Here is a 17,030-nt window from a genome sequence, read left to right on the forward strand (position 1 = left end):
TCATGCAGATCCCCGCGCCGCAAACCGCGAAAGCCCCGCGAATCCTCCTCGTCACCGCGGGGATCGACCGGCATGCGCGGGAGCTGATCCGCGCCTTCGGCGATCGCGGCGCCGAAATCCGCGTTGTCGAACTTGCGGCGATCGGCTTCGACACCGGCGCGCCGCACGGGCTGGCGATACCCGGCTTCCCGGACGCGCTTCCCGACGCCGTGTGCCTGCGGACCATGGACGCCGGCAGCTTCGAGCAGGTGACGCGGCGGCTGGGCGTCCTGCATGCGCTGTCGCGCGTCGGCGTCATCGTCTCCAATGACGCGAGAGCCGTCGAGAACTGCGTCGACAAGTCGGCGACGAGCTTCCTGCTTGCCCGGGCCGGCATCCCGAGCCCGCGCAGCTACGCCGTGGAGACGCGGGCCGAGGCGGCGCGGCTCTTGGCTCGCGAGGCCCGCCCGATGGTGCTGAAACCGCTGTTCGGGGCGCAGGGCAAGGGCCTGAAGCTGATCGCCTCGGAAGCGGACCTGCCACTCGAGGCCGAAACCGCCGGCGGCGTCTACTATTTGCAGCATTTTGCCGGCGTCGCCACGAACGGCCGCTTCGCCGATATCCGCGTCCTCGTTTCGGCCGGACGGGTCGCCGCCGCCATGCGCCGCGAATCCGCCGGCTGGATCACCAACATCAAGCAGGGCGCCGAGGCGCTGCCGATGCCGCCGGACCCCGAGTTCGAGGCGCTGGCGATCGCAGCAACCGAGGCGGTCGGCGGCGATTTCTGCGGCGTCGACCTGCTGCGCGACGAAGCCGGGCGCGCGCAGGTCATCGAGGTCAACTCCATGCCCGCCTGGACCGGGCTGAAGCGCGCCAGCGGGCAGGATATCGCGGCGATACGAGCGGCCGACCTCCTGGTGCGCGTCGCCGCGACCGGCCGAAGGGCGGCGACGGCGGACGCCCTCGCGGCGTCATGAGCCTGGAGCTTGACGCCATCGAGGCGGCCTTCCTCGCCGCCTGCCGCGCCGAGCTCGATGTGGTCAAGCCCGGCAACGTCCATCGCTTTTCCCCCGGCCACGGCATGGAGGCGGCCACCTTCGAGGCCGCGGCAGCGGCGGCAGCGCCGTTCATCGCGCAACCGGGCGCCGGGGTCGGCGCGCGCATCCTCGGCGCCACACGGGCGAGTTGGGCGTCTGTCGGCGTCAACGCCAATCTGGGCATCGTGCTGCTCGCCGCGCCGCTCGCCGCCGCCGCCGAGACCGCGTCCGGTCCCGGCACGGACGCGCTGCGCGAGGCGCTGAGACAGGCTCTGGCGACACTCACTCCGGACGATGCGCGTGACGCCTTCGCCGCGATCGCCCTCGCCTCCCCCGGCGGCCTCGGCGAAGTGCCCGAGCACGACGTCCGCCAGCCGCCGGCGATCGGCCTCGTCGCCGCGATGCGGCTCGCCAGCGAGCGCGATCTCGTCGCGCGCCAGTATGCCGACGGATTTGCCGAGATCTTCGACATCGGCCTGCCGGCGCTGATGGAAGCGGAAGCCGTGCCTGCGGCCCCGGGCCTCGGACCGGCGCTGGCTGCCTACCTCGCCTTCGCGAGCCGTTTTCCCGACAGCCACGTCGCGCGCAAATACGGCGACCGCTGCGCCGAGTCGCTGCGCCGGCGCATGGCCGGCTTCGCCCGTGACGTTCGGGGAATCACTGAGCCCGCCGAGGCACTGTCGACCGCCCTGGCCTTCGATGCCGAACTCAAGCGCGAAAAGCTCAACCCCGGCACCTCCGCCGATCTGACGGTCGCCAGTCTTTTTGCGAGATTTCTTGCGGAAGCATAGTGGGGATGATTGACTGTTGGCCATCGGGGTCCATCTTGACCCCGGCGCTATCTGGCTAACCGGTCCCTTGGGGGACGCCGCCAACAAGGGTAGCCGTTGCCGGACCGGAGGGTCCGGCGAAAGGGAGGACGGCACCGTTACGACCGCACAGGTCGTCGCGAATGGTTGGCCTTTCTGGATTCGGAAGTTCTTAACCGGCCGGCAACAACGCCGGGCAGGTTAGCGCAACGTATTTTTGGAGGAACTGCTCATGGCAACCATCAACAAAGTGATGGTCGGCGAATCGCTCGTCGGCGAAGGCAACGAAGTTGCTCACATCGACCTGATCATCGGACCCCGGGGCTCGGCCGCCGAGTCGGCGTTCTGTAACTCGCTGACCAACAACAAGGACGGCTTCACCACCCTCCTCGCCGTGGTCGCGCCGAACCTTCCCTGCAAGCCGAACACGGTGATGTTCAACAAGGTCACCATCAAGGGCGCCAAGCAGGCCGTCCAGATGTTCGGACCGGCCCAGACCGCCGTTGCGCGCGCTGTCGCCGACTCCGTCGAGAAGGGCATCATCCCGGCTGCCGAAGCCGACGATCTGTTCATCTGCGTCGGCGTCTTCATCCACTGGGAAGCCGAAGACGACGCCAAGATCCGCGATTATAACTACCAGGCAACGATGGAATCCATCGAGCGCGCCATCAAGGGCACGCCGACCGCCGCCGAAGTCGTGGCCAAGAAGGGTACCGCATCCCATCCGTTCGCCGGGGCTTAGACAAGAGACCATCCCGGGGAAGACACCAAGCCGGCGATGCCCGCCGGCCTTCTCCGGCGATTGGCCGCCAAATTCGGGTTCCAGTAGGACCCGGGTCTTCCACCCGGAAGACGACGACAGGAAGGGGCCCCAGCGGCCCCTTTTTTCGTTGATGGGCGATGAATGGGAAGCGGCGCCGCACCCATGCGGCCGCCAACCCTGCGGGCGCACAAGCGACAGTCGTGCCGACAAAGCGCCGGACTTTTCCGATGCCGCGGATTCCCGTAACGTAAGGCTCGACGGGCAACCCTGAGACCGGGGAGACAAACCCGGCAGGCGATACGTGCCGGCTGCCTCGTGGAGCATGTCATGAGCGACAACACCGTGCCGGACAGAACCGCCCACGCGTCGGATTTCTTCGCCTGGTCACAGGATCAGGCCCGCCTGCTGCGACGGCTTCCCGGCCTCTGCCCCGACCTGCCCCATGCGCTGGACCTTGAGAACGTCGCCGAGGAGATCGAGGATTTGGGCAGGGCAGAGCTCGCCGCGCTCGAGAGCCAGATCCGCAACATCTTCGTCCACCTCATCAAGGCCTGCTCCGACCCGGCCTCCCGCGCCATCCCGCACTGGCGCACCGAGGCGACGATCTTCCACGCCGAGCTCGTGCAGAGGTTTTTTCCTTCCTTGCGCCAGCGTATCGACCTGCAGCAGACATGGCGGCTGGCGCTCCGGATCGCGCACGCAGCCCTCCGGGAGCACGGCCGCGAAATCGGCGCCGACATGCCGGCCGACTGCCCGTTCCGGCTCGATGAACTCGTTGCGGAGGATTTCGACTTCGACCAGGCAGCGGCCCGGCTGGCTATCCAGCGCAACGCCGATCGGACCTCCTGACGACGGCGAGACCTGACCGAGCGCAGAGGCTGGTCAGGCCAGGCCGCGCAGCGTCGCCGGCGACAGCCGCCCGTCATGCAGCGCGGTCGACACCAACGCGCCGGCGATCCCGGCATCCCGGAGCGCCTCGACATCCCCTCCATGGCGCACGCCGCCGGCGGCATACACCGCGCGTCCGGCTGCCCGCCCCGTGATCTCTGCCAGCCGCGCGAGATCGGGCCCGGCGCCGCTTCCCACCTTGGCCAGCGTCATGACGACGACGCGCTGCGGCCAGAGTGCCGCGTCATCCAGAAGCTCGGCCGGGCCGAGAAATGTCTCGCCCCGGAAGTCGAGCGACAGCACCGCGCGGCCCTCGCCGGCCAAGCCCGTCGCGACAGAGGCATCGGCGATCGATTCCGACCCGATCACCGCGACCTGGCGCGGCACTGCCAGGATGCGGTTCACATCCGACCGCGTCCGGACCCCGGCATCGATCCAGAACTGCGGCTGCGGAAACGCTTCGAGAAGATCCGCCAGCGCCGCCGCGTTCGGCGCCCTGCCCTCGATCGCGTCGAGATCGGCGATGTAGAAGGCGGGGAAATCCGCCAGCGACATCAGCCCCTTCGCCACCGCCACCGGTTCGGAACCGGCGGCGAGCGGCGTGACGATCGGCCGGTAGTTGGCGCGGTCGCCGCCTTGTCCGCGGACCACGACGCCGTCCTTGATATCGAGTACCGGAATGATCTGCATGGGTGCCTTCGGCTCGCGCCGCCGTCGTTCGATGGTATAGGAAGGGCCGTAGCAGAAACGGACGGGCAAGGCATGACGAGAGTGCTGGGGTGGGACGTGGGCGGCGCGCATCTGAAGGCGGCGCTCGCCGACGGGGACCGCATCGTGAAGGTCTGGCAGGAACCGAGCCCGATCTGGCAGGGCCTCGACCGGCTCGACGATGCACTGGCGACGATCCTCGCCGAGGTCGACGGCATCGACCGCCATGCCGTCACCATGACCGGCGAACTGTCCGATATCTTTTCCTCGCGCAGCGAGGGAGTCGCGGCGCTGACGCGGCTGTTCGCCGAGAAACTGCCGGGCGACGTCGCGATCTATGCCGGTGCTGCCGGGTTCGTCCGCCCCGAGGCGGCCGGCGAGCACGTCGCCCATATCGCCTCCGCCAACTGGCATGCGAGCGCCACGCTCGCCGCCGGCGCCATCGAGGAGGCGCTGTTCCTCGACATGGGCTCGACCACCACCGACATCCTGCCGGTCGCCGGCGGGACGGTGCGGGCCACCGCCGCCACCGATGCCGAACGGCTGGCGGCGGGCGAACTGGTCTACCAGGGCTTCACCCGCACCGCGCTGATGGCCGTCGCGAGCGAGGTACCCTTCGCCGGCCGTCTCGTGCCGGTGATGAACGAGTTCTTCGCCAGCATGGCCGACGTGCAGCGCGTCGTCGGCACGCTCGACGAGGCCGACGACCTCTATCCCGCCGCCGACGGCCAGGCGAAGACGCTGGAGGGCTCGCGCCGGCGCCTCGCCCGGATGATCGGCATGGATGCCGAAGACGGTACCGACGGCGCCTGGGAGTGGCTGGCCCATGCCTTCGCCGAGGCGCAGGTCCGCCGCATCCACGACGCGGCGCTGCGGGTGCTGTCGCGGGAGGATCTCACCGACGACGCCCCGGTGGTGATCGCCGGCGCCGGCCGGCCGGTGCTGCGCCGCCTGGCGGCCCGGCTCGATCGCGGCGTCGTCGACTTTTCCGATCTCCTGGACTGCCCGGCGGAAAAGCGGGATGCCGTCTGCCGGGCTGCACCGGCGGCGGCCCTGGCGCTGCTCGCCGCGCGGCGCGGCTGAGCCGCCCGCCGACTTGATGGCAGCAGGAGGCCGTACCTGCTCCGCCTATCGGCAAAAGCGGCACCGAGGGGGGAAGCACATGTCGCTCTACACGCTCACCATCCCGACCTTCACCCAGATGCTGGGCTCGCTTTCCGGCCTCCTCGAAAAGGCCGAGACCCATGCGGGCGACGGCGCGGGCGATTTGCTCAGCGAGCGGCTCGCGCCCGACATGTTCCCGCTCGCGGATCAGGTCCGCTTTAGCTGCATCCAAGTCGTCGAGGCCCTCGCCCGACTGCAGGGCCAGGATGTTCCCCCGATGCTGGCGCGCCAGGAAACGGTGGCGGCAATGCAATCTCAGATCGCCGAGACCCGGGCGGTGCTCCGCGCGGCCTCGGCCGAGGCGATCGATGCCGCTGCGGAGCGCGTCGTCGACCTCAGGCTGCCGAACGGCATGGCGTTCCGGATGAGCGGCGCGGAGTTCGTCCGCGACTGGGCACTGCCGCAGTTCTATTTTCACGTCGTCACCGCCTACGCGATCCTGCGGCATATCGGCGTCGATCTCGGCAAGGCCGACTATGTCCGCCACATGGCAGCCTACCACCTGCCAGGCGCCATGCCTCCGTCGGCAGGCTGACCGCTCGATGCATGGTAGGCGACCACTTGCGTGGCCGGCCAACAAGGCGTTAACCGTATGGTCGGTACGGTGCGGGACAATTTCCCGGGATGGACACGAGTCGGATGAAACGAGGCCTGAGAAGACACGGACCCTGCTGCACCGAATCCGGTCGTCATGGCCGTTCTCGCGGTCGATTCCCTGCCCTTCATGGCGCCCTCCTCGCTCGGCAGGGCCGTCTGGCTGAGGGGTCGCAACCGACGTGAACCAGGCTGCTTCCGTCTCACGTGAGGACGGCGCCTCACTGGCCGCGCTGCGCCGCAAGGTCGCAGCTCAGGAAGCGTTGATCCGTCGTCAGGCCGCTTCTCTTGCCCGCAGCCGCAAGATCTTCGAGCGCGCCTCGGCCGCCGCCCGTATCGGCGTATGGGAATGCAATCTCGCCGACGAATCACTGACCTGGACGGACGTCGTCTACGACATCTTCGATCTGCCACGGGGCACCCCGCCCAAACGCGCGCTGACGCTCGAGTGCTATCCGCCGCAATCGCGCCAGTTGCTGGAAACGATGCGCAGCCGGGCCATCGCCGAGCGTGGCGGGTTCAACCTCGACACCGAGATCATCACCAAGGCCGGCCGCCGCCGCTGGATCCGGATCACCGCCACGGTGGAGTCGGAGAATGGCCGGCCGGTCCGCATATTCGGGATGAAGCAGGACATCACGGAGGAGAAGCTCCTCCTCGACCAGACCCGCTATCTGGCCGAGTTCGATGTCATGACAGGCCTTGCCAACCGCAGCCGCTTTCAGGCCGCGCTGGCGACGCTGGCCGAGGGTGACACGGGCGCTCTCCTGCTGGTCGACCTCGACGGCTTCAAGGCGATCAACGACAATTTCGGCCATGCGATCGGCGACGATTGCCTGAAGGCGGTCGCCGCGCGACTGGAGGGTCTGGGCGCGAACGCCGATCTCGTCGCCCGTATCGGTGGCGACGAATTCGCGCTGCTGCTCGGCCTTGATTTTACCGACCACGCCATCGGGGCGCTCGCCGAAGCCATTGTCGGCTCGCTCGGAAGACCGATCGAATGCGGCGACCGGATGATGGCCATCGGTGCCTCGATCGGTATCGCCCGCACCCGAGGCTGCAACGCCTCCGAACTCTTCATCCGCGCCGACATGGCACTCTATGCGGCCAAGGCGAGCGGCCGCAACACATACCGGATGTTCGAGCCGACCATGGTCGAGCGGCGCAGCACCCGCGCCGCCTGACCTATCTCGCCGACTGCCAGTGGTGGCGGGCGACGCAGGCCGCCCGCCACCGCCTCGTGTCACGCCGCGTCGGCGATCTCGTCCGGCATGCCGGCGAGCACCTTGTCGAGCGTCATCGGATAGCTGCGCACCCGGGCGCCGCAGGCATTGTAGATCGCGTTGGTCACAGCGGCACCGACCCCAGCCAGCGCAAGCTCGCCGATTCCCTTGCCGGCCAGCGGGCTGGCGTGCGGGTCGCGCTCTTCCAGCAGCACCACTTCGAGCTGCGGAATGTCGAGATTGACCGGCACGTGGTACTCGGCGAGGTCGTGATTGACGAGAAGGCCGGTCCGCTTGTCCGTCACCAGCTCTTCGGTGAGCGCCGAGCCGATGCCCCAGATCTGGCCGCCATAGCACTGCGACTTGGCGGTCTTCTCGTTGAGGATGCGCCCTGCCGCGGCCACTGTGAGGAGCCGCCGGACGCGCGTTTCGCCGGTGACGGAATTGACCCCCACTTCGCAGAAATGCGCGCCATAGCTCGCCTGGTGCGTCTTGTCGGAGGTCTTGCCCGGCTCGATCGTCCCGACCACCGACAGGCTCTCGCCGGCGAGGATCTCCGAATAGGGGATCTGCCGATTGCCGGCGATGGCAAATCCGTCCTTCAGCGTCAGCCCGTCCGCATCGACCCCGAGCCGCTTGGCCAGCGTGCCGATCAGCTCCTCGCAGGCGACATAGACCGACGAGCCGGCGCTGTTGGCACCCCATGAGCCGCCCGAGCCGGCCGAAGGCGGCAGCGACGTGTCGCCGAGCACCACGTCCACCCGATCGAGCGGCAGGCCGAGCATCTCGGCGGCGATCTGCTGCAGGATCGTGTAGGTGCCGGTGCCGATATCGGTCATGGCGGTGCGCACCGTGGCGCGGCCGTCCGGGGACAGCTCGACTTCCGCTGACGATTTCATCAGCGAGTTGGCGCGCGACGCCGACGCCATGCCGTAGCCGATCAGCCATTCGCCATCGCGGACGGTGCCGGGCTTCACCGGCCGCTTGTCCCAGCCGAAGAGCTTCGCGCCCTCGTCGTAGCAATCCACCAGCATGCGCGAGGAGAACGGCGTGTCGTCCTGCGGCGCGACCTCCGGCTCGTTGCGCTTGCGGAATTCCACCGGGTCGAGGCCGAGCTGCTCGGCCATCTCGTCCATGGCGTTCTCGAGCGCCAGCATTCCAACGGCTTCGCCCGGCGCGCGCACCGCCGAGGTCATCAGCACGTCGGTCTCGCACAGCCGGTGAGTGATCTTGCGATCCTTGCCGGCATAGAGGAAGACGCTGGAGATGCCCGCCGGCTCGAAGAAGCCGTTGCCGGGCGAATTCGCCGCCCACGTCTCGTGGGCGAAGGCGGTGATGTGGCCGTCCTTCGTCGCGCCGAGGCGGATGCGCTGGATGGTCTCCGAACGCCGCGACGTCGCCTGGAAGACCGTCTGGCGGGTGAGCGCCAGCTTGACCGGCCGACCGGCTGCCTTGGCGCCGAGCGCAGCCAGCACCGCGTCCGGGCCGATGCCCAGCTTGTTGCCGAAGCCACCACCGATATAGGGACTCAGCAGCCGCACGTTCTTGACCGGAACCCCCACGCCCTTGGCGATCTGCTGGACATTGGTTTCGAGCAGCTGGCAGGAGGACCAGACCGTCAGCTGGTCGCCCTCCCATTTGGCGACGGTCGCCTGCGGTTCCATCGCCGCCGAATGGTGGCTGGGCGTCGTGTAGGTCTGGTCGAACTTTACTTCGGCCTTCTCGTAGGCCTTGTCGAAATTGCCGCGCGTCGTGTCGGACGACATGTCGCCGCGCATGGAGGGCACGCCCTTGTGCTGCTCCTTGGCGAGATCGTAGCGCCCCTCCGCCGCGTCGTACTCGATCGTCACCAGCTTGGCGGCATGGCGCGCCTGCTCGAAGCTTTTCGCCACGACCATCGCCACCGGCTGGCCGTAATGGAAGACCTGGCCGTCGATCGTCTGGGCTCCCGCGCTCATCGGCTGCGCCGAGGCACGCACGACCTTGTCGCCCTCGACGACCGCCAGCACGCCCGGCGCCGAGATCGCCGCCAGCGTGTCGACCGACACGATCTTGCCCTTGCCGATGCCTGCCGTGACGACGAAGCCGTAACCGACCTCCTCGCCCTTCAGCTGCTCGTAGGCGTAGGGCGCCGTGCCGGAGACCTTGAGCGGGCCTTCGTAGCGGTCGACCGGCTTGCCGATGACGCCCTGCGTCTCGCGGTCGAGGCGGGTCTCGCCGATCGCCTTGTCCATTACATGGGTGTTCATGAGGATGCTCCCTCGGTCGTGGCTTCGCGCAGCACGGCGGCGAGCGTGCGCCGCGTCAGCGGAATCTTGAAATCGTTCTCGCCCTGGCCCTTGGCATCCGTCAAAAGGATGTCGGCGGCCTTGGCGAACAGCTCTTTCGACGGCGCCTGGCCGACAAGCGCCCTTTCGACGGCAGGATCCCGCCAGGGCTTGTGCGCCAGTCCGCCGAACGCCAGTCTGGCCTCGGCGATCTTGCCGCCTTCCATGCGGATGACCGCCGCCACCGAAACCAGCGCGAAGGCGTAGGAGGCCCGATCGCGCACCTTCCGGTAGATCTGCACGCCGCCGACCGGCTTCGGCAACAGGACGGCGGTGATCAGCTCGCCTGGCTCGAGAACGGTCTCGATCTCCGGCGTCTCGCCTGGCAGCCGGTGGAAATCCTCGATGGGGATTTCCGAGGTCGAGCCGTCGGTCTTGCGCGTCTCGACGATCGCGCCGAGCGCCCGCATCGCCACCGCCATGTCCGAGGGATGCGTGGCGATGCACTTGTCGCTGGCGCCGAGGATCGCGTGGATGCGGTTGAAGCCGCCGATGGCGCCGCAGCCCGACCCCGGCTCGCGCTTGTTGCAGGGTGCGGTGGTGTCGTAGAAATAATAGCAGCGGGTGCGCTGCAGCAGATTGCCGCCGGTCGTCGCCTTATTGCGCAGCTGACCGGAGGCGCCGGCCAGAAGCGCCCGCGACAGCACCGGGTAGTCGCGGCGCACGCGCTCGTCTGCGGCGAGATCGGAATTGGCGACCAGCGCCCCGATCCGCAGCCGGCCGTCGTCTTCGACCGTTATGTCCTTCAGTGGCAGGCGGCTGATGTCGATCAGGCCATCCGGCGTCTCGACTTCCAGCTTCATCAGGTCGAGGAGGTTGGTGCCCCCGGCGATGAACCGTCCCATCGTGGTGCCGGAGAGGCGGACGGCGTCGGAGACGTCGGCAGCGCGGCTGTACTCGAACGATTTCATGCCGATTCCCCCGTCTTGGCGGCCTTGCCGCTGGCCGTCCGGATGGCATCGACGATGTTCGGATAGGCCGAGCAGCGGCAGAGATTGCCGCTCATGCGCTCGGAAATCTCCTCGTCGGAAAGCTCGGTACCGCCGTCGAGGCTGGCGCTGACATTGCTCGGCCAGCCCTTGCCGACCTCGTCCAGCATGCCGGTCGCCGAGACGATCTGGCCCGGCGTGCAATAGCCGCACTGGAACCCGTCATGATGCAGGAAAGCCTCCTGCATCGGGTTGAGATTGCCCGGCGTGCCGAGGCCCTCGATCGTGGTGATCGCGTCGCCCTCGTGCATCACCGCCAGCGTCAGGCAGGAATTGATCCGTCGTCCGTCGACCAGCACCGTACAAGCGCCGCACTGGCCGTGGTCGCAGCCCTTCTTGGTGCCGGTGAGCGCGAGATGGTCGCGCAGCGCGTCGAGCAGCGACGTCCTGACGTCAACATCGAGCTCATGCTCGGTGCCGTTGATGGTGAGATTGATCACTGTGAAGTCCCCTGGTCCCATCGTCCCGGCGACCGGCTCGCGGAGCGCCAGTCTGGAACGGTTCGAAATCAGGGGTTCAACGGTTGGGAGCTGGAATGGTTCGAAGCTGCGACGCTGTGTTCACTGCGTCAGCGGCCGAACCTGCCAAGGCCCTGCTGCACTTTCTCGATCGGAGGCTCAGCCCTCCCCCTCCACCGTCGCCAGATGGTCGATCACCTTCTCCAGCAGCCAGTACCAGGCCTGTTCCTCGTCGGGACCGGCGGTCTTGTCGATGGCGATCTTGAGATAGGCGATCTCGTCCTCGATCTTCTCGGCCGGCAGCATATGGAGCCGGCTGACCAGGATCGCCGCCTCCAGCACCGCCGCCTTGGCGCGGTTCATGCCCTGGAAGGGCCGGTGCTGGCCCGACGCCGTCACCCGGCAGGAAAAACGTGGCCGCGTCGCGTCCTCCTTAACCGCGACGACCTCCAGCACGTCGTGCGACAGCGCCGCCTCCAGCCGCGGCACACGGCAGTCCGGCACCGCCACGACCGGCCAGTCGCGGCGCCCGGTCAGGCAGCCGGCGAAGATTTTCGCCTCGTCGGTATAGTTGACCACGGCGATGCCGGTCGCCTCGAGATTCGCCAGCGTCGTCGACGGGCGGAACGGCGCGATGATCCAGTGGTCGCCATCCTGGATGATGCCGAGCGGCGCGATATGCACCCCCCCGTCGTCCGAGATGGTGGTGAGGATGGTCTCGCGGATAAACGGCATCGCGGGCTTTCTGCTGTCTGGGTTGTCTGCTGAATGGCTGCTCAGGCGGGCGGCTTCTTGGCCTTCAACGTATGCCCGGCGGCCTCCAGCCGGGTGCGGTCGTCCTCGCGCGGCGGCGCGGCGGCGCCGAAGTCCAGCGCCGCATCCTGGGCGTAGCGCTTGCCGAGGCGCCAGGCGATCTCGGCCTTCTGCAGCTCGGCGCCGAGATAGAACGCGTGGCCGGTATCGTTCTCCACCTCCAGATGCGGGAAGAACTCGAAGGCATCGGTCTCGATGAAATGCCCGTCGCGATTGTAGAGGTGGATGCCGTCCTCGGCCGTCTCGATCCGGTAGTTGCGGTCCTTGATCGTCGCCGCCTGCTCGGCGAGTTCGGCCGGCGTGACGGCGTAAGGCTTGACGTCGTGGACCTGCAGCAATGCTGCGGAATAGCCGCGCGGCAGCGCGCCATCCTCGCGCGCGGCGAACATCATCCGTCGCGCCGCGTCGTGCTCCTCGACAGTCGCCCTTGTGTGCGGGCTGACATGCACGACCAGCAGGTTGCGGATCGACAGTTCCGAGCAGATGCCGAGCAGCGTCGCGGTGATCCCCGACGTGTCGGCGTCGGTGAGTTCGGTGAGGTTGCCCGTCCCCATCAGGATCTCGACGTCCGGGAAGGATTCGCGCAGCCGGTGATAGCGCACCAGCGAAGCGGAAAAGCCGAAATGGATTGGATCGAGGATCGGATCGGCGATGCAGTCGATCCCCATCTCCCGCGCCTTGTCGATCGCCCGCTCCAGCGAGGCGAAATCATGCGGCCGCGCCGGCACCAGGATCGGCACGGCCTTGCCGTCGCGGGCAATCGACAGCGTCTCCTCGGTGAGGCTGAGCAGGAAGTCCGCCCCCGCGCGGTTGCCGCGTGACAGCTCGTCCGGGTTGGCGGAATCGACGCTGACGCGGTGCCCGGCCGCTTTCAGGGCCTGCACGGCCTCTTCCAGATGCGCGAATGGTGTGTCGGGCAGGCAGCCGAGATCGATCACGTCGGCACCCGCGGCGCGCGTCGCGTCCGCCCGACGCAGGATTTCCTGCACCGAGAGCGCCGAGGCATCAACGATCTCGGCAAAGATCCGCATGTCGTGGCGAGAAAGATCCGGCGGCGTGCCCTTGCGTCCGAGAAAGGCCGGCAGGTCGGCAAGTTCGTCCGGGCCGCGCACGAAGGGCACGCCGAAGCTCGCCGCCAGCTGGTCGAGATCGGCGCGGCAGCGGCCGGGCAGGATGACGCGATCGGCATCCACCGGCCGCTTCAGGCGCCGCTCGATGATCTCCCCCGTGGCGAGCGCCGCCACCTTCACGCCGATATCGGCGATCGCCCAGCTGAACGCGGTCTCCCCGAGGCCGGTGAGCACCCGTTCGAGCCGAGGCCGGGCCAGATGCCCGGTGACAAAGAGCAGTCGTTCCGTCGCCATGCCGGCTATGTCGACCATCCGGGCGCCGATGGAAAGCCGGTTGCGGGAATTGTCCTGCCGCGCAGCGCGAATACCGCCCTCGCCCTCCGGCCGCGACGCGTCATCCGGCCAGGGCCGGAGCCATGGCAGGCTGTCCCGCCACGCGTTGGCCGGGCACCTCGCCCTCTTCCAGCCGAAGCCCGGCAGCGGCGAGATCGGCGGGTCCGGCGACATAGACCGGCGTTGCCGGGTCCAGCAGTCGGGCAAAGCAGTCGTCCACGAGATGCGCGCCGACCAGCGCGTCCACCGTGGCGCTGTCCGGCACGTCGATCTGCTTGACGAGGCAGAGCCGCGCGCCGTCCAGCCGGCCAGCGAGCCAGGCCGCGAGGCTGTCGGAGGTCACGCACCAGTCCTTCGGGATCGCCGGGTCGGCGAGAACCATGTCGCGCGGCATCCACACGGGAATCTTGCCGTCCGCCAAGGCCGCGAGGATGGCGTCCGTCGTGCCCGCCCTGACCATGCGCTGGCCGATGCTGACCAGCGCGCAGCCGAACTGCTCCATGGCGAGGATCGCCATTTCATGCGCCGCCGCGTCGTCATAGCCGATGCGTTGCTGGTAGCGGCGAACGGTGTTGGCGAAGGGCCCTCCGCCGGGCACGATCACCACCGGTATCCGCGCCTTCTCCACCGCCGCCACCCAGCGCGCGAGATCGGGGGAAGCGGCGCAGCTGCCGCCGAACTTCACGACCACGATGTCCTTCATGCTCTGGCCCTGCCCTGTCGCGTTTCCCTGCGCGCCTCTCGGCGTACTTGCCACGGCGACCTGTCCCGGCCGCTTCGTGTCCGTGGGGAAGAAATCGATCCCGTTGCGGAAACGTAAAGGCCTGGCGCCGAGACCTGCCGGAGAGTCAGTTTCGATCCGCGTCGCCCGCCTCGCGCCGGCGGGTGATCTCGACACCGACCGCCCGCGGCCCGAGTTCGAGCTTCTCCACCCTGACGGTCACCTCGCGCACCCGATGATCGGCGAGAATGGTCCGCGCGAGATCGAGCGCCAGCGTCTCGACGAGATCGGTATGGCCGCCTTCCGCCAGTGCCCTTATCGCGTCGATGATGACGTCGTAGGAGTAGACAGCGCCAATCGACTGCGCGTCGGGCGCGATCGGATCGATCTCCGCCTCGACCGAGAACCGCACCTGCTGCTTGCGTCCGCGCTCGTGCCCGTAGGCGCCGATCTCCAGCGGCAGGTCGAAGTCGCGCACGAAGATCCGGTCGCCGGCGCCGCTAGCGGCAGTCGCCACAACGCCCTGCCCCTCGACCGGGATCAGCGCGCGGATCGCCCGCACCGCCTCGAGCGTCACCGGCCCGTCGCGCGGCCCCGCGGTCAGGGCGCCGCGAAAGCCGAGATAGTCCGGCTGCAGCACGACCAGCCGCGCCACGTCCGGCGGCTCCAGCGAGCCGGCAAGCCCGCTCATCAGCCCGAGCCCCCGGCTCCGCCGCACGAAATCCCAGAGCCGGGCGGGGGAAAGCGAGGCCGTCAGCCGGCCGCTGGCTTTGCCGAGCGTATCGATCATCGCCCCGGCAAAGCCGGCCTCGGCCAGCACCGGCAGGAGGTCGAAATCCGGGTCGCCATCGGCGAAGAACACCGCGATCAGGCGGGTCTTCGCGGCCAGCGGCCGCAACGCCTCGATCACCGAAAGCCGCGCCTCCCGGCTCGCCGGGAACAGCCCGATCTTCACGTAGTCGGCCGCCAGCCGCGCGGTCACCTCGCGCACGACGACCTCCGGCTCCATCGGCAGGTCGCCGGCAACAGCCGAGACCGGCCGCCGCCCCGCGACGGCCCGCAGCGTCGCGTCCAGCACCGCCGGCGTCGCGGCGCCCAGGGCTCCGAGACGCGGATCCTTCAGGTCGACGAAATCGGCGCCGCCGGCAATGACGATTTCCGCCTCCTCCGGCCCGGTGACGCTTGCGAGCAGCCTGATCAACGGGCGTCCTCGAACTGCTTCTTCAGGACGTTGTCCCACAGATAGTCGATGCCGCGTCGCCAGCTTTCCTCGGTGTTGGAGCGGATGTCCGCACTGCCCCGGGCGATCGGCCGGCCGGTCTCGGCGTCGAACGCATAGGCATTGATGTTGAGGATCAGGTTGGAGACCTTCTGCACCGAGCCGATGACCGCGATCTCGGCGCCGACTTCCTTGGCGAAGCTCAGCGCACAATTCCCGCAGCTTTCCAGATGATGCGAACGCGCCTTCTCGCGCACCGCCTCGGTCTCGACGACCTCATAGCCGCCGAGGCCCGCGATCGCCTCGCGCAGCTGCGGCGCCATCGTCTCCAGCCGCGCCTGCTCCCCCGCGTTCTCGCCCAGCATCTGACCGTCAAGGCTGGAATCGATCAGCTCGAAATCGAACACCGCCACGGTCTTGTCCGAAGCGAAGGCCGGAGCGGCGAAGAGGATGGCGAGAAGAACAACGGGAAAAAGTCGTGCTTGTCTTCCGACTTGGGCTCCGCGACACAATAGGAATTCGATCATCCCGTTCTCCTCGACGCACGGCCCACCGTTCGACCGGGCAGACTTAGCGTGAAGGATGACGGGGAGCAAAGACGATTTTGGAAGAAGGGCTTACGCTGGGAGGCGTCGCCCCGGGAGGAAGTGCCTTGCACGCGACGCTCAGAAACACGTTCGGATCCCTGCTTCTCAGCGCTGCGATGCTGGCGCCGATGCCGGGCGGCGTTCTGGCCCAGGATACAGCACCCGCGGCAGGGGCTGCCAGCACGCCCGGCCAGCCGCAGGCCCAGGCGGTGCGGATCGGATTCCTGCGCACCTACGAACGCACTTTGGCGCTGTCGGTACTCGACATTCCGCCCGAGGATATCGGCCTTGCGGGCGCCAATCTCGCCATTGCAGACAATAACACCACCGGCTCGTTCATGGGCCAGAATTTCGAGCTCGAGGTCGTCACGCTGGCGCCGGGCGACGACGTCGCCGAGCCCGCCCGCCAGATGCTGGCGGACGGCATCCAGTACATCGTCACCGACCTTTCCGCCGACGACACGCTGACCGTCGCCGACCTGGCCGGCGAGACCGACACGCTGGTGTTCAACGCCGGGGCTCTCGACGACCGACTGCGCGGCGAGGCCTGCCGGGCCAACATGCTGCACACCGCACCGTCGCGGGCGATGCTCACCGACGGCATCGCGCAATATCTGATGTGGAAGCAGTGGCGGAACTGGGCGCTCATCGAAGGCGAGCACGAGGGCGACCAGCTGTTCGCCGAGGCGATGAAGAAATCGGCGACCAAGTTCGGCGGAACGATCGTCGGCGAGAAGATCTTCGAGGACGCCGGCGGCGCCCGCGCCACCGATTCCGGCCAGGCCCTGGTGCAGCGCCAGATCCCGGTCTTCCTGCAGGACCTGCCGGATCACGACGTGCTGCTCGTCGCCGATGAGAGCGAGGTGTTCGGGACCTACGTTCCCTGGCGCAACTGGGTGCCGCGGCCGGTCGCCGGCACCGCGGGCCTCACCGCCGGCTCCTGGCATCCGGCCAGCGAGCAGTGGGGCGGCGCCCAGATCCAGAACCGCTTCGAGGACATGGCCGAGCGCCGCATGCAGTCCAAGGACATGCAGGTCTGGACGGCGATCCGGGTGATCGGCGAGGCGGCGTCGCGGACGCAGTCCACCGACCCCGCGGCGATCGCCGAGTTCATCAAGGGCGACGATTTCGCCATCGCCGCCTTCAAGGGCCAGCGCCTCACCTTCCGCGACTGGGACTGGCAGCTGCGCCAGCCCATCCTGCTCGGCACCGAGGATTCCGTCGTGTCGGCATCCCCGCAGGAGGGCTTCCTGCACCAGGTCTCCGAACTCGACACGCTCGGCGTCGACGAGCCGGAGACCGAGTGCAGCTTCGCGAACTAGTCGCGGCGTGAGGCCTGCCCCGATCA

General features: G+C 68.3%; 17 protein-coding genes. 8 read left to right on the forward strand and 9 right to left on the reverse strand.

The genetic code is table 11. The features are described 5' to 3' along the window. The first annotated feature begins 2 nt into the window (after nt 1–2). The 4 genes from GGR03_RS11900 (at nt 3) to GGR03_RS11915 (ending at nt 3,437) form a co-directional block, all read left to right on the forward strand. Complete coding sequence (locus GGR03_RS11900; RefSeq protein ID WP_183208298.1) at nt 3–956, forward strand: ATP-grasp domain-containing protein; 954 nt, start codon at nt 3–5, stop codon at nt 954–956. Beyond that, nucleotides 953–1,807, forward strand: a complete 855-nt coding sequence (locus tag GGR03_RS11905; RefSeq protein WP_183208300.1) for a triphosphoribosyl-dephospho-CoA synthase — start codon at nt 953–955, stop codon at nt 1,805–1,807. The genes GGR03_RS11900 and GGR03_RS11905 overlap by 4 nt, the downstream gene beginning before the upstream one ends. Nucleotides 1,808–2,057: 250 nt before the next feature. Next, nucleotides 2,058–2,567: a formaldehyde-activating enzyme gene (gene fae / locus GGR03_RS11910; protein WP_163044017.1), complete on the forward strand. Its 510-nt coding sequence runs from the start codon at nt 2,058–2,060 to the stop codon at nt 2,565–2,567. Between the two features lie 348 nt (nt 2,568–2,915). Further along, complete coding sequence (locus GGR03_RS11915) at nt 2,916–3,437, forward strand: DUF29 domain-containing protein (protein WP_183208302.1); 522 nt, start codon at nt 2,916–2,918, stop codon at nt 3,435–3,437. Between the two features lie 33 nt (nt 3,438–3,470). Here the strand turns inward: GGR03_RS11915 and GGR03_RS11920 are convergent, their stop codons facing one another. After that, a complete protein-coding gene (locus GGR03_RS11920) occupies nt 3,471–4,166 on the reverse strand; it encodes a HisA/HisF-related TIM barrel protein (protein WP_183208304.1) in 696 nt (231 codons plus the stop codon). A 72-nt stretch (nt 4,167–4,238) separates the two neighbouring features. Here GGR03_RS11920 and GGR03_RS11925 point away from each other — a divergent pair, with 72 nt between their 5' ends. The 3 genes from GGR03_RS11925 (at nt 4,239) to GGR03_RS11935 (ending at nt 7,126) form a co-directional block, all read left to right on the forward strand. Further along, nucleotides 4,239–5,267 carry a hydantoinase/oxoprolinase family protein gene (locus GGR03_RS11925; RefSeq protein ID WP_183208306.1) on the forward strand — a complete coding sequence of 343 codons (1,029 nt, stop codon included), beginning with the start codon at nt 4,239–4,241 and terminating at the stop codon, nt 5,265–5,267. Nucleotides 5,268–5,346: 79 nt separating this feature from the next. Next, on the forward strand, nt 5,347–5,883 hold the full coding sequence (locus tag GGR03_RS11930) for a DUF1993 domain-containing protein (protein ID WP_183208308.1): 537 nt from the start codon (nt 5,347–5,349) through the stop codon (nt 5,881–5,883). A gap of 241 nt (nt 5,884–6,124) precedes the next feature. Then, nucleotides 6,125–7,126, forward strand: a complete 1,002-nt coding sequence (locus GGR03_RS11935; RefSeq protein WP_183208310.1) for a diguanylate cyclase domain-containing protein — start codon at nt 6,125–6,127, stop codon at nt 7,124–7,126. 59 nt (nt 7,127–7,185) lie between these two features. On the opposite strand, the gene GGR03_RS11940 is transcribed toward GGR03_RS11935, so the two are convergent. The 8 genes from GGR03_RS11940 to GGR03_RS11975 form a co-directional block, all read right to left on the reverse strand. Beyond that, a complete protein-coding gene (locus GGR03_RS11940; protein WP_183208312.1) occupies nt 7,186–9,414 on the reverse strand; it encodes a xanthine dehydrogenase family protein molybdopterin-binding subunit in 2,229 nt (742 codons plus the stop codon). After that, entirely contained in the window at nt 9,411–10,403 is a 993-nt protein-coding gene (locus GGR03_RS11945; RefSeq protein ID WP_183208314.1) for an FAD binding domain-containing protein, read from the reverse strand. Before GGR03_RS11945 ends, GGR03_RS11940 begins: the two co-directional genes overlap by 4 nt. Continuing rightward, a complete protein-coding gene (locus GGR03_RS11950) occupies nt 10,400–10,942 on the reverse strand; it encodes a 2Fe-2S iron-sulfur cluster-binding protein (RefSeq protein ID WP_183208316.1) in 543 nt (180 codons plus the stop codon). The genes GGR03_RS11945 and GGR03_RS11950 overlap by 4 nt, the downstream gene beginning before the upstream one ends. Nucleotides 10,943–11,098: 156 nt before the next feature. After that, nucleotides 11,099–11,674: a DUF447 domain-containing protein gene (locus tag GGR03_RS11955; protein WP_183208318.1), complete on the reverse strand. Its 576-nt coding sequence runs from the start codon at nt 11,672–11,674 to the stop codon at nt 11,099–11,101. Between the two features lie 41 nt (nt 11,675–11,715). Next, nucleotides 11,716–13,134: a DUF6513 domain-containing protein gene (locus GGR03_RS11960; protein WP_246367922.1), complete on the reverse strand. Its 1,419-nt coding sequence runs from the start codon at nt 13,132–13,134 to the stop codon at nt 11,716–11,718. Nucleotides 13,135–13,216: 82 nt separating this feature from the next. Next, on the reverse strand, nt 13,217–13,858 hold the full coding sequence (locus GGR03_RS11965) for an amino acid kinase family protein (protein WP_183208320.1): 642 nt from the start codon (nt 13,856–13,858) through the stop codon (nt 13,217–13,219). Nucleotides 13,859–14,003: 145 nt separating this feature from the next. Continuing rightward, the gene (locus GGR03_RS11970) at nt 14,004–15,077 is read right to left on the reverse strand and encodes a (5-formylfuran-3-yl)methyl phosphate synthase (protein WP_183208322.1); all 1,074 of its coding nucleotides are present in this window, start codon (nt 15,075–15,077) and stop codon (nt 14,004–14,006) included. Next, the gene (locus GGR03_RS11975; RefSeq protein ID WP_183208324.1) at nt 15,074–15,622 is read right to left on the reverse strand and encodes a DUF3280 domain-containing protein; all 549 of its coding nucleotides are present in this window, start codon (nt 15,620–15,622) and stop codon (nt 15,074–15,076) included. The genes GGR03_RS11970 and GGR03_RS11975 overlap by 4 nt, the downstream gene beginning before the upstream one ends. A gap of 176 nt (nt 15,623–15,798) precedes the next feature. Between GGR03_RS11975 and GGR03_RS11980 the strand changes: the two genes are divergently transcribed. Further along, nucleotides 15,799–17,004 carry an ABC transporter substrate-binding protein gene (locus tag GGR03_RS11980; protein ID WP_183209197.1) on the forward strand — a complete coding sequence of 402 codons (1,206 nt, stop codon included), beginning with the start codon at nt 15,799–15,801 and terminating at the stop codon, nt 17,002–17,004. The last annotated feature ends 26 nt before the right edge of the window (nt 17,005–17,030 follow it).

This window comes from Aurantimonas endophytica (assembly GCF_014196845.1).
GTDB classification, from domain to species: domain Bacteria; phylum Pseudomonadota; class Alphaproteobacteria; order Rhizobiales; family Rhizobiaceae; genus Aurantimonas; species Aurantimonas endophytica.